Below are 12244 nucleotides of genomic sequence, written 5' to 3' on the forward strand. Positions count from 1 at the left end.
GCGTAGGGCAGGTTCTCGATCCGGTAGGCGGCGGCCGAGGCCTCCATCACCTGGATGAAGACGATGGCGTCGACCTTCACCATGGCGTTGTCCTTGGTGATGACCTCCTGCTGGGGCACGTCGAGGACCTGCTCCATCATGTTCATGCGGCGTCCGACCCGCTCCACGAAAGGCGTCAGCAGGCTGATGCCGGGGGCGAGGGTGCGGGTGTATTTGCCGAACCGCTCGACGGTGAATTCGCGACCCTGGGGCACGATCTTGACCACGCTGAACAGCAGCACGAAGGCCAGGGCGAGCAGGGCGAGGGTGAAAAGAACGGACGTGTCCATGAAGCCTCCCAAATCCCGCTCAGGTTAGCACCCTGTGGCTCGCGCGCCACAGAAACCGGATGGGGAGAGATGACATCCGCGTAATAAAAAGGGCGGCTCCCGCGAGAGCCGCCCTCCAGTCGGCGATCGGAACGCCGGACTATTCCTCGTTGATGGCCAGTTCCTCGCCGTCCAGTTCGCAGAAATTGACCTCCGCGACCTGCACCGAATCGCCGTCCGAGAAGTCGGCGCGGATGTCGTAGACGCACTCGGGCAGGCCGTCGTCGATCGAGATGTCCATGCTCTCGCCCGCGCCCAGCACGTCGGCGCCGAAGATGTCCTCTTCCCACTCGTCGGTCGAAGGCAGGGAGATGAACAGGGCCGTCAGCACATGCTCGGTGTTGTTGGTCAGGGTGAAGTCGATCGAGTCGGTCTGGGCCAGGGCGGCCGGCGCGAGCAGGGCCGAGGCGGCGAGCGCCGCCACGAGATTACGGATACGCATGATGAAGGTCCCCCTCCGGCCCACCGCCGGCAAGCTTGACCATGTCACGGCCGCGCTGTCCGGTCGCGTCCCAAATCATGGGACGCCGCGGCGAGGGCGATGATCCGGCGCGTCTCCGCCCAGTCCACCATCGCCGGCGCCTCGTCCAGGGCCACGAACCGCGCCTCGACCGCGTCGTCGCCCGCCACGGGTTCGCCAGAAATCCAGCGCGCGGCGTAGTCGATCAGCACATAATGCCGGCCCGCCTCGGGAAAGACGCCGTCGACCACGTCGATCAGGCCGGTGATCTCCGCCTCGACCCCGGTCTCCTCGCGCAGTTCCCGCAAGGCCGCGTCGACGGCGCGCTCGCCGGGCTCGATCCGGCCGCCGGGCAGGCTCCATTCGCCCTGCCGCGGCGGCGTCCCGCGCCGGATCAGCAGCACTTCGTCGCCGCGCAGGCAGACGACGCCGACGGCGGGGACGGGCGAGGGCGGGGCGCGGGTCATCACGTCAGCGTGGCTTGGCCCTTTCGCCGCGTCCATGACTTTGAGACAAGGGCGCATGACCCCGCCCTCCGCCGCCGCGCTCCAAGCCCTGAAATCCGCCGCCGGCCCCGGCGGCTGGACCGACGACGTCGCCGAGATCGCCCCCTGGCTGACCGAATGGCGCAACCGCTGGCGGGGCCACACCCCCCTGATGCTGACGCCGCGCTCGACGGAGGAGACGGCGCGTCTGGTCGCGATCTGCGCCGAACATCGCGTCGCCGTCACGCCCCAGGGCGGCGACACGGGACTGGTCGGCGGCCAGATCCCCTTTGGCGAGGTGCTGCTGTCGACGCGCAAGCTGCGCGCGGTCCGCGACGTCACCCCCCTGGATGACGCCATGACGGTCGAGGCGGGCGTCACCTTGCTGGAGGCGCAGCAGGCCGCCGCCGCCGCCGACCGGCTGTTCCCGCTCAGCCTCGCGGCCGAGGGCACGGCGACCATCGGCGGGGTGGTCTCGACCAACGCCGGCGGCACCGCCGTCATCCGCTACGGCGTCATGCGCGATCTGGTGCTGGGGCTGGAGGCCGTGCTGCCGGACGGCCGGATATTCCACGGCCTGAAGCGGCTGCGGAAGGACAACACCGGTTACGACCTCAAGCAACTGTTGATCGGGGCCGAGGGCACGCTCGGCGTCGTCACCGCCGCCACCCTGAAGCTGTTTCCGGTCATGCGCTCCCGCGCCACGGCCATGGTCGGGCTGGATACGCCGGCGGCCGCCATCGAATTGCTGGCCCGCGCCAAGTCCGAGACCGGCGGCGGCGTCGAGGCGTTCGAGCTGATGAAGCGAATCGGCATGGGCTTCGTCCTCGCCAACATCCCCGACACTCGCGAGCCGCTGGACACCACGCCGCCCTGGTACGTCCTGATCGAGCTGGTGTCCGGCGAACCGGGCGGGGCCGATTCCGCCATGGAGCGGCTGCTGACCCACGCCTTCGAGACCGGTCTGATCACCGACGCGGCCATCGCCCAGAACGACAGCCAGCGCGCCGCCTTCTGGAAGGTGCGCGAGGAACAGTCGGCCGCCCAGAAGCCCGAGGGCGGCGGCTGGAAGCACGACGTCTCCGTGCCCGTCTCGCGCATCGCCGACTTCCTCGAGGAGGCCACGGCCGCCGTCGAACGCTTCCATCCCGGCGCGCGCGTCAGCGCCTTCGGCCACGTCGGCGACGGCAATATGCACTACGACGTGCTGTGCCCGCCGGGCGGCGACCTGAAGGAATTCCTCGCCCGCTGGGCCGAGGGGTCCGAGGTCGTCCACGACATCGTCGCCCGCTACGACGGCTCCATATCGGCCGAACACGGCCTGGGGCGCCTCAAGACCGACGAGGCCCGCCGCTACAAGTCGCCGCTCGAAATCCAGACCATGCAGGCCGTCCGCGCGTCCATCGACCCGCTCCGCATCATGAACCCGGCGGTGCTGTTCTGACTGGCCCGAAGGGCCAATTCCCGAGTTTCGCGCTTGTGGCCAGCGGAGGCTGGTTCATCACCAAGGGCACGAAGTGCGTGTGCCTGACCACGGCTCGCGGGCCCTTGCCCGCCATCCGTTTTCTCTTGCGCCTCCCTGACGGGAGACGCGGGCCCGCCGGCCCCTTCGTGTTCTTCGTGATCCCTTTGTGGTCTTCGTGAAGAACCTGCCCAAGTCCAGATCAGCCCGGTCGGCCCGTCTTGCCCCGCCCGTCTGATCGTCCTACCCCTCCCGCTCGATTCAACCCCGCCGGAGCCCCGCCCATGACCCTCGCCCTGTTGTTCCCCGGACAAGGCAGCCAGTCGGTCGGCATGGGCGCGGCGCTGGCCGACGCCTTCGCCTCCGCGCGCGAGGTCTATGCCGAGATCGACGACGCCCTCGGCCAGAAGCTGTCGGCGCTGATGCGCGAGGGCCCCGAGGACCAGCTGACCCTGACCGAGAACGCCCAGCCGGCCCTGATGGCCGTCTCCCTGGCCGCCGCCCGCGTCCTCAAGGTCGAGTTCGGCGTCGACGTCAGCCGCGCCGCCTGCGTCGCCGGCCATTCGCTGGGCGAATATTCGGCCCTGTGCGCCGCCGGCGCGATTTCGCTGTCTGACACCGCCCGCCTGCTGAAACTGCGCGGTCAGGCCATGCAGCGCGCCGTCCCCGTCGGGCGCGGGGCCATGGCCTCCCTGATCGGCCCGAAGACCGATCTCGCCCTCGCCGAAGCCGCCGCCGCGGCCGGGTCCGAGGTCGGCGTCTGCGTCGTCGCCAATGACAACAACGCCGGCAATATCGTCATCTCGGGCGACAAGGCCGCCGTCGACCGCGCCATCGAAAAGGCCAAGGAGCTGGGCGCCCGCGCCATCCCCCTGAACGTCTCGGCCCCTTTCCATTGCCCGCTCATGCAGCCCGCCGCCGACGAAATGGCCGAGGCCCTGGCGGACGCCCGGATCGTCGCCCCGTCGGTCGCCGTCGTGGCCAATGTCACCGCCCGCCCGGAGACCGACCCCGAGGTCATCCGCCGCCTGCTGGTCGAGCAGGTCACCGGCCGCGTCCGCTGGCGCGAGAGCATGGAATGGATGGCCGGCGAGGGCGGCGTGACCCGCTTCGCCGAGATCGGCTCGGGCAAGGTCCTGACCGGCATGGCCAAACGCATCGCCCCGGACGCCGCGAGCGGCGCGCTCAACACGCCGGAAGAGCTGGAAGCGTTCGCGAAGAGTTTTTGACTTTCCTTCTCCCCTTGCGGGAGAAGGTGTCAGGCGCAGCCTGACGGATGAGGGGTCGAACCGGCGGAAGCCGGCGCGGCGTCTCCAACTTCAATCTTGAGAGGTCCGCGTGACCCCTCATCCGGCCCTCCGGGCCACCTTCTCCCGCAAGGGGAGAAGGAAAAGGAGTTTCAGATGTTCAATCTCACCGGCAAGACCGCTCTCGTCACCGGCGCGACCGGCGGCATCGGCGGCTCGATCGCCCGCGCCCTGCACGCCCAGGGCGCGACCGTGGTCCTCTCGGGCACCCGCGAGGCCGTCCTGCAGGACCTGGCGAAGGAACTCGGCGAGCGCGCCTTCTTCGCCGCCGCCAACCTGTCGGACGCCGAGTCTGTCGACGGCCTGGTCGCCCGCGCCGAGGAAGCCGCCGGCGCCCCGCTGGACATCCTGATCGCCAACGCCGGCATCACCAAGGACGGCCTGCTGATGCGGATGAAGGACGAGGACTTCCAGGACGTCATCCGGATCAACCTCGAGAGCTATTTCCGCCTCTCGCGCGCGGCCATGAAGGGGATGATGAAGCGCCGCTCGGGCCGCATCATCGGCGTCACCTCGATCGTGGGCGTCACCGGCAACCCCGGCCAGACCAACTACGCCGCCTCCAAGGCCGGCATGATCGGCTTCTCCAAGTCGCTGGCGCAGGAAGTCGGCAGCCGCGGCATCACGGTCAACTGCATCGCCCCGGGCTTCATCGCCTCGCCGATGACCGACGTGCTCAATGACGCCCAGCGCGAGACCATCCTCAAGACCATCCCCCTCGGCCGGCTGGGCTCCGGCGACGAGATCGCCGCCGCCGCTGTCTATCTGTCCTCTGACGAAGCCGCCTATGTCACGGGGCAGACCCTGCACGTGAACGGCGGCATGGCGATGATCTAGGCGGTAGGGTGTGGGGTGTGGGGGGGTAGGGTGTAAGGCCGGCTGTCCTTCTTCCCTCATCGAGACCATTGAGGGGCCGGCATCCGCCCCCCCACACCCCACACCCCATTCCCCCTATTTCCAGCCGTCGCGGCTGTGCTAAAGCCCACGCAACCGACGCGCCTGAGTCTTCGTTGAAGGCTTGCGCCGTCGCCGCTGTCGTCATACGGCAGTGATCGAGACAACAGCCGCTCCGGCGGCCCCAAAAGCAGAGACCCCCATGTCCGACACCCTGGAACGCGTCCGCAAGATCGTCATCGACCACCTGGACGCCGATCCGGAAAAGGTCGTTGAAAAGGCCAGCTTCATCGACGATCTGGGCGCCGACTCGCTCGACAACGTCGAACTGGTCATGGCCTTCGAGGAAGAATTCGACATCGAAATTCCGGACGACGCCGCCGAACACATCCAGACGGTCGGCGACGCCGTGAAATTCATCGACGAGAAGCTGGCGGGCTGATCGCCTCCACTTCAAAACGGCTTTGATGGCCGCCGTGGCGCGCCCCTAGCGGGGCCGCCCGGCGGCCATTACTGTTTGCGGTCTGGATTCTGTTGCGAGGAGCGCTCATGCGCCGTGTCGTCGTCACCGGCCTCGGTCTGCTCACCCCGCTCGGCTGGGGCGTGGACCATAACTGGAAGGGCATCCTCGAGGGGCGGTCGGGCATCGGCCCGATCACCAGCTTCGACACCGAGGGCTATGGCTGCACCATCGCGGGCGAAATCCCGTCCGTGGACGGCCGGGGCGGGGGCGTTCCGGGCGAACCCGGCGTCTTCGACCACGAAAAGGTCATGTCGCCCAAGGACCGCAAGCGGGTCGACGACTTCATCGTCTACGCCATCGCCGCGGCGGACGAGGCCCTGGCCGACTCCGGCTGGAAGCCCGAGACCGAGGAACAGCGCGAGCGCACCGGCGTCATGGTCGGCTCCGGCATCGGCGGCCTCGGCCCCATCGCCGACACCGCCATCATCCTCAAGGAACAGGGCCCGCGCCGGGTCAGCCCCTTCTTCATCCCCTCGGCCCTGATCAATCTGACCTCGGGCCAGATCTCCATCCGGCACGGCCTCAAGGGCCCGAATCACTCGGTCGTCACCGCCTGCGCCACCGGCGCCCACGCCATCGGCGACGCGGCGCGGATGATCATGCTGGACGACGCCGACGTCATGGTGGCCGGCGGGGCCGAAAGCTCCATCGTTCCCATCGGCATCGCCGGCTTCCTCGCCTGCAAGGCCCTGTGCACGGCCTATAACGATACGCCCGAAAAGGCCTCGCGGCCGTGGGACAAGGACCATTCCGGTTTCGTCATGGGCGAGGGCGCCGGCATCGTGGTGCTGGAAGAGTACGAACACGCCAAGGCCCGCGGCGCGACCATCTACGCCGAGGTCATCGGCTACGGCATGAGCGGCGACGCGTATCACATCACCGCCCCGGCCGAGGACGGCAACGGCGGCTATCGGGCCATGCAGATGGCGGTGAAGCGGGCCGGCATCGACGTCTCCGACATCGACTATGTCAACGCCCATGGCACCTCGACCATGGCCGACTGGATCGAGGCCGGCGCGATCGAGAAGCTGATGGGCGACCACGCCCCGAACGTGGCCCTGTCCTCCACCAAGTCCATGACCGGCCACCTGCTGGGCGCGGCGGGGGCCATCGAGGCCATCTTCTGCATCCTCGCCATCCGCGACCAGATCGCGCCGCCGACGATCAATCTGGACAATCCGGAACGGGAAACCGCCATGAACATGGTTCGGGACAAGGGCCAGCCGATGGAGATCGACGTGGCCATGTCGAACAGCTTCGGCTTCGGCGGCACCAACGCCACCGTCATCTTCAGAAAGGTCGCCTAGGTGGGGGTCGAACGCCGTTCAGGCCGCAAGACGGCGTTCCTGGCCGCCACGGCCACGATCAGCCTGTTCATCATCGCCGCCCTCGTCGCCGCCTGGAGCGTCTTCTACGCCCCCGGCCCGTCGGCGCGCGACGGTCAGCAGACCACCATCGTCACCCTGCCCAGCGGCGCGGGCGTCTCGGCCATCGCCGCGACCCTGAAGTCCGCCGGCGTGATCCGCTCGGTGGACATGTTCAAGGCCGCCGCCACCCTGACCGGCGCCGACCGCAAGCTGCGCGCGGGCGAATATGAGGTGCCCAGCAAGGCGTCCCTCCGCTCCGTCATCGTCCTGCTGGTCGAGGGCCGGGTGGTCCGCCACTATGTCACCCTGCCCGAGGGCTGGTCCTCGGCCCAGGCGGTCGACATCCTCAACAATCAGCCGATCCTGATCGGGACCGTCGACGGCACGCCGGACGAGGGCTCGCTGTGGCCCGACACCTATGAGGTCAGCCGGGGCGAAACGCGCGAGTCCGTCATCGCCCGCATGCGCCGCGCCCGCGACGAGAACCTGGCCCGCCTGTGGGCCGCGCGCAGCCCGACCACGGTCGTCCGCACGCCCGAGGAGGCGATGGTGCTGGCCTCGATCGTCGAAAAGGAAACCGGCCTCGCGGCCGAGCGCCCGCGCGTCGCCGCCGTCTTCAGCAACCGCCTGCGGGCGGGCATGCGGCTGGAGAGCGATCCGACCATCGTCTACGGCATCACCCGCGGCCGTCCGCTGGGCCGGGGCATCCGGCGTTCGGAACTGGACCGGGCGACGGCCTGGAACACCTATCAGATCGACGGCCTGCCGCCGACGCCCATCGCCAATCCCGGCCGCGACGCCGTCGCCGCCGTCCTCAACCCGCCCCGCAGCGACGAGCTGTTCTTCGTCGCCGACGGCACGGGCGGCCACGTCTTCGCCCGCACCTATGAAGAGCACCTCGCCAATGTCGCCCGCTGGCGCGAGATCGAGCGCCGCAAGGCCGGCCTGCCGCCCGAGGCCGCTCCGACCGTCACGCCCGGCGCGGTTCCGGGCGCTCCCGCCGCCGCGCCCGATGCCGTCGCGCCGTCCGGCGTGACAATCCCGCCGGGCGCGCGGGTCATCAGCATACCGCCGGCCGCCCCGGCCCCGGCTCCGGCCCGATGACGCACATCTCCGGCATGACCGGCTTCGGCCGGGCGGACGGCGCGCTGGTCGTCGAAGGCGGAGGCGACTGGACCTGGTCGGTCGAGGTCCGCTCGGTCAACGGCCGCAACCTCGAGATCCGCTTCCGCGGCCCGCCCGGATTCGACAGCCTTGAACGCCACGCCAAAGCCGCGGCCCAGGCCCGGCTGAGCCGCGGTCAGGTCACGCTGGGCGTCCAGGCGAAACGCGCGCTCGGCGCCGCGTCCCTGGTGGTCAACCAGGACATCCTCGCCCGCTACCTGACCCTCGCCAACGAACTGGCGGAGGAGGGGGCGACCCCGCCCTCGGCCGACGGGCTTCTGTCCCTGCGCGGCGTTCTGGAAGCGCCCGAGGAGATCGACGACCCCGAAACCCGCGCCGCCGTCGAGGCCGCCATGGCCGCCTCCATCGATCAGGCCCTCGACGCCCTGAAACTGTCGCGCGACCGCGAGGGCGGCCAGCTCCTGCCCGTCATCGCCGACTTCATCGACCGCATCGCCGCCCTGACCGCCGCCGCCGAAACCGAGGCCGCCGCCCAGACCGCCGCCATCCGCGACCGCTTCGCCCGCCGCATGACCGAACTGGCTCCCGACGCGCCGGGCCTGGAGGACCGCATCTTCCTCGAGGCCGCCGCCCTCGCCACGAAAGCCGACGTGCGCGAGGAGCTGGACCGGCTGGCCGCCCACCTCGCCTCGGCCCGCACCCTGTTGCAGCAACCCCCCGCCGGACGGAAACTCGACTTCCTGATGCAGGAATTCATGAGAGAGGCGAACACCCTCTGCTCGAAATCGGCTACGACCGCGCTCACCGGAATCGGCCTCGAGCTCAAGGCCGTGATCGAACAGTTGCGCGAACAGGTCCAGAATGTCGAATGAACGCACGCCCCGCCGCGGCGTCCTGCTGATCGTCGCCAGCCCCTCGGGCGCCGGCAAGACCAGCCTGTGCCGCCGCCTGATGGCCGACCACGGCGGTCTGGAGCTGTCGGTGTCCATGACCACCCGCGCCATCCGCCCCGGCGAGGTCGCCGACCGCGACTACCATTTCGTCGACGACGCCGAATTCCAGCGCATGATCGAGGCCGACGCCTTCCTCGAATGGGCCGACGTCCACGGCAGCCGCTACGGCAGCCCGCGCGCCCCGATCGACCGCGCCCTGGCCGAGGGCCGCGACGTCCTGTTCGACATCGACTGGCAGGGGGCCCGCGACATCGCCGCCAAATGCCCGGAAGACGCCGTCCGCGTCTTCATCCTGCCCCCCAGCCTCGAGGAGCTCCGCCGCCGCCTGGTGACCCGCTCCCAGGACGCCGACGACGTCATCGAGCGCCGCATCGCCAACGCCAAGGGCGAGATCGAGCACTGCGGGGCGTTCGACTATGTCTTCGTCAACGACGACTTCGACCGCTCCTACGCCGAGCTGGCCCACATCTACCACGCCGAGCGCTCGAAGCGGTTCCGCAACATCTGGGTCGAGGGCTACAAGGCCGCCCTGCTGAACGAGGCGGTCTGAGGTTTGGGTGTGGGAGGTGGGGTGTGGGGTGTGATTCCCCGACACTTTCACCCTCTCCGCACCCGCCACACCCCACCCCCCACCCCCCACACCCTCAAACCACCCTGACCCTCGGCCCCGGCCCGCCCCCGTCGATCAGCAGGTCCGTCACCGCCCACACCAGGGCGTCGGCCCGGTCCGGACTGCCGCCGCCCTCGTCCCCCAGCCCCATGAGTTCCTCCTCCAGCGCCTCCAGCCCCGGACCGTGCTTCACCCGGCCCTGTTCGTAGAGCGCCGCCACCGGCTCGGCCCGCGCCCGCTTGCCGAGCCGCGCATGCACCCGCCTGACCGGACAGGTCACCCCCGCCGCCTTCAGCACCGCCTCGACCATCTCCCCGCCCTGGTTGGCCTCGGCGACCACCCGCGCCGCCCCGAACGCTTCCACCGCCCGCGCCACGGCCCTCGCCCAGCCCTGCGGCGACCGTCCCCGCACGGTCCTGTCCGCCAGCACCCGGGCCGAGCCCCGCGCCCGGCCGACGACCACGATCCCGCAGGCGTCCCCGCCGGCCGAACACGGCGGATCGACCGCCACGACGACCCGCTCGAAGGAAGGCCAGTCGGCGCGTTCTCCCTCCCCTTCATGGGGAGGGATGTCGGCGCGAAGCGTCGACAGGGTGGGGTGCGTCAGTCTGCGCTCCGGCCCCTGCGAGCCCCACCCGGGCTCGGCCCGTGGCCTCGCCGTCCCTCCCCATGAAGGGGAGGGAGATTTTCGCCGCGCCCGCTCGATCATCTCGAGGGTGAACAGCGCCCCGTCCCCCTCCACCACCCGCCCGTCCAGCTCCTGCGCCGCCAGCCGCGTCCCGCCGTACAGCCCTTCCAGCCCCTCCAGAAACGCCGGGGCCAGGTTCTCCGCGTTGACCCGCGTCGGCAGGTCGGTCCGCGCCACCCCCGTCTCCCGCAACAGCCGCCGCAGGGCCGCCGTCGGCCTCGGCGTCGTGGTCAGCACCAGCCGCGGCCGCGCCCCCAGCCTCAGCCCCATCCGCAGCAGGGCCAGGGTCGCCTCCGGCCGCCGCCAGGCGCACCATTCGTCCGCCCACGCCGCCCCGAACTGCGGCCCGCGCAGGCTCTCCGGGTCCTCGGCCGAGAAGGCCATCCCCACCGCCCCGTTCGGCCACACCAGCCGGCGCCGGCTGGCCTCCCAGCTCGGCCGTCCGCCCAGGCCGTAGCGGGGCAGGGCGCGCACGCCCGACGGCCCCTCGATCATCACCTCGCGCACGTCATGCAGGCTCTGCCCCACCAGGGCGATCCGGCCGCCTTCGCGGGCCCGGTCGGCGACCCATTCCGCCCCCGCCCGCGTCTTGCCCCCGCCGCGCCCGCCCAGCACCAGCCAGGTCGTCCAGTCCCCCTCCGGCGGCTTCTGCCCCTCATGGGCCCACGTCCCCCAGTCCGCCGCGAACATCCGCTTCTCGGAAAAGGGCAGGCCGTCGAACCCTTCGACCCGGCTCACGCCGTCTCCTCCCCGCCCCGCGGGGAGGGGGACCGCGAAGCGGTGGAGGGGTGAAGGGAATCCCACCCCAGCACCTTGCGCCGCACCGCCTCGAACGCCGCCTCGTCCGGCTCGCCGGGATCCGCCGCCTCGTCGCCCAGCCGCGCCGCCGCCCGACCCATCACATCGGCCACCCGCGCCGCCTCGCCGGCCAGCCCCATCCGGCCGCCGCGCAACAGCTTCACCGCCTCGCCCAGCGCCAGCCGCGCCGCGTCGCGGGGCGTCAGGTCCCCGTCCAGCAGGCCCGCCACGGCGTCGGCCAGCCCCGCGTCGGCCGGCTCCGGGGGCGTCGCCTCGGCCAGCGACCGCTTGGTCCAGCCCTGCCGGCCGGCCCGTCGCCGGATCGCCGCCTCGGTGACGTCGAACACCCCGGCCAGCCTCGGCGCGCTCTGGCCGGCCAGATACCGTTCCCGGATCAGGGTCCAGGTCCGGTCGCTGCGGATCTTGTAGTCGTTGCGGCGTTTGGGCGTGTCTGTCTGTTCCATCCCGACAGTATGGGACCGCCGCTTCCTGCGGCGGGCAGATGACCCCGACAGGCGACGAAAACCGCAGCGGATCAGACGGTTGGCGCGCCGGATTCGTCTGGTTGGCGGCGAATTGTCAGCATTTGTCGCGGGTGTGTCGGGTGTCGCGGATATGGAGGGCGGGATATCGAGGATGTGTCGGCCTGATTGTCCCGGGTGACGGCGACGGCGGACAGGGCCCTTCGATACGCGCCGCGTTCGACGGGGCGCCGCCGGCTCCTCCGCCGGTCAACGGCTCCAGCCGGAAGCGGACCATCGGGAGGTCCGCTGTGGGTGGTTAGCGGAAGTCAGCAAGCCACTCGGCAGCATCAAAAACGTGCGCCACATTTGGTGCATGCACGTCGAAGCGGCAGATGCACCCCGCCATATTCTTTGCCCCAGAAACGGGTCCAAAATCTCCGATCGCGCCTAAGCTCTTCGTCGGCAGCATGGTTCGCGAATGCGGGATGACCGCAATCATAGCACTTGGTGTTGAACACCCAACAGCTAGGCAAAAAGGCGACGAAACCGATCGCTGACGGCCACCAATAGCCTAGCGGCCAACCGATAAAGCAGGCCAGGAAGAACAGGGCGGATCCGAAAGCTGCAAGCCACTGCCAACGTCGCGCAATCCGCAAACGACTTGGACCTTGGCTGCGCTGCTCACTCAATCGGAGGTCCCGAGGTCTGCTTGGCCTGATGTATGTCGATTGACCCTATGG

The 12244-nt window shown here is 70.1% G+C and carries 13 protein-coding genes; 8 read left to right on the forward strand and 5 right to left on the reverse strand.

The window, feature by feature from the left end:
• From WC555_RS06940 to WC555_RS06950, 3 genes are all read right to left on the reverse strand, one after another.
• The coding region (locus WC555_RS06940) for an SPFH domain-containing protein (protein WP_373252424.1) at nt 1-329 on the reverse strand (329 nt) is incomplete at its 3' end.
• A 139-nt stretch (nt 330-468) separates the two neighbouring features.
• Entirely contained in the window at nt 469-810 is a 342-nt protein-coding gene (locus WC555_RS06945; RefSeq protein ID WP_373252426.1) for a hypothetical protein, read from the reverse strand.
• A gap of 44 nt (nt 811-854) precedes the next feature.
• Nucleotides 855-1295, reverse strand: coding sequence for an NUDIX hydrolase (locus tag WC555_RS06950; protein ID WP_373252428.1), 441 nt, complete (start codon nt 1293-1295; stop codon nt 855-857).
• Nucleotides 1296-1350: 55 nt separating this feature from the next.
• Between WC555_RS06950 and WC555_RS06955 the strand changes: the two genes are divergently transcribed.
• From WC555_RS06955 to gmk, 8 genes are all read left to right on the forward strand, one after another.
• Nucleotides 1351-2757 carry an FAD-binding oxidoreductase gene (locus WC555_RS06955; protein WP_373252429.1) on the forward strand — a complete coding sequence of 469 codons (1407 nt, stop codon included), beginning with the start codon at nt 1351-1353 and terminating at the stop codon, nt 2755-2757.
• Between the two features lie 302 nt (nt 2758-3059).
• Nucleotides 3060-4004 (forward strand): ACP S-malonyltransferase, encoded by a 945-nt coding sequence (fabD, locus tag WC555_RS06960; protein WP_373252431.1) that lies wholly within the window; start codon nt 3060-3062, stop codon nt 4002-4004.
• A 174-nt stretch (nt 4005-4178) separates the two neighbouring features.
• Nucleotides 4179-4919, forward strand: a complete 741-nt coding sequence (gene fabG, locus WC555_RS06965) for a 3-oxoacyl-[acyl-carrier-protein] reductase (RefSeq protein WP_373252433.1) — start codon at nt 4179-4181, stop codon at nt 4917-4919.
• Nucleotides 4920-5178: 259 nt separating this feature from the next.
• Complete coding sequence (locus WC555_RS06970) at nt 5179-5418, forward strand: acyl carrier protein (protein WP_055830235.1); 240 nt, start codon at nt 5179-5181, stop codon at nt 5416-5418.
• 107 nt (nt 5419-5525) lie between these two features.
• Nucleotides 5526-6806: a beta-ketoacyl-ACP synthase II gene (gene fabF / locus WC555_RS06975; RefSeq protein WP_373252435.1), complete on the forward strand. Its 1281-nt coding sequence runs from the start codon at nt 5526-5528 to the stop codon at nt 6804-6806.
• Nucleotides 6807-7970, forward strand: coding sequence for an endolytic transglycosylase MltG (gene mltG, locus WC555_RS06980; protein WP_373252437.1), 1164 nt, complete (start codon nt 6807-6809; stop codon nt 7968-7970).
• Nucleotides 7967-8863, forward strand: a complete 897-nt coding sequence (locus WC555_RS06985) for a YicC/YloC family endoribonuclease (RefSeq protein ID WP_373252439.1) — start codon at nt 7967-7969, stop codon at nt 8861-8863. The genes mltG and WC555_RS06985 overlap by 4 nt, the downstream gene beginning before the upstream one ends.
• Entirely contained in the window at nt 8853-9494 is a 642-nt protein-coding gene (gene gmk, locus WC555_RS06990) for a guanylate kinase (RefSeq protein ID WP_373252441.1), read from the forward strand. Before WC555_RS06985 ends, gmk begins: the two co-directional genes overlap by 11 nt.
• A 94-nt stretch (nt 9495-9588) precedes the next feature.
• Here the strand turns inward: gmk and WC555_RS06995 are convergent, their stop codons facing one another.
• Both WC555_RS06995 and WC555_RS07000 read right to left on the reverse strand, forming a co-directional pair.
• On the reverse strand, nt 9589-10932 hold the full coding sequence (locus tag WC555_RS06995) for a DNA-packaging protein (protein WP_373252533.1): 1344 nt from the start codon (nt 10930-10932) through the stop codon (nt 9589-9591).
• Nucleotides 10933-10976: 44 nt separating this feature from the next.
• Nucleotides 10977-11504 carry a hypothetical protein gene (locus WC555_RS07000; RefSeq protein ID WP_373252442.1) on the reverse strand — a complete coding sequence of 176 codons (528 nt, stop codon included), beginning with the start codon at nt 11502-11504 and terminating at the stop codon, nt 10977-10979.
• Nucleotides 11505-12244 lie beyond the last annotated feature (740 nt).

Origin of the sequence: Brevundimonas sp. (assembly GCF_041648615.1) — a bacterium.
In the GTDB taxonomy this organism is placed as follows: domain Bacteria; phylum Pseudomonadota; class Alphaproteobacteria; order Caulobacterales; family Caulobacteraceae; genus Brevundimonas.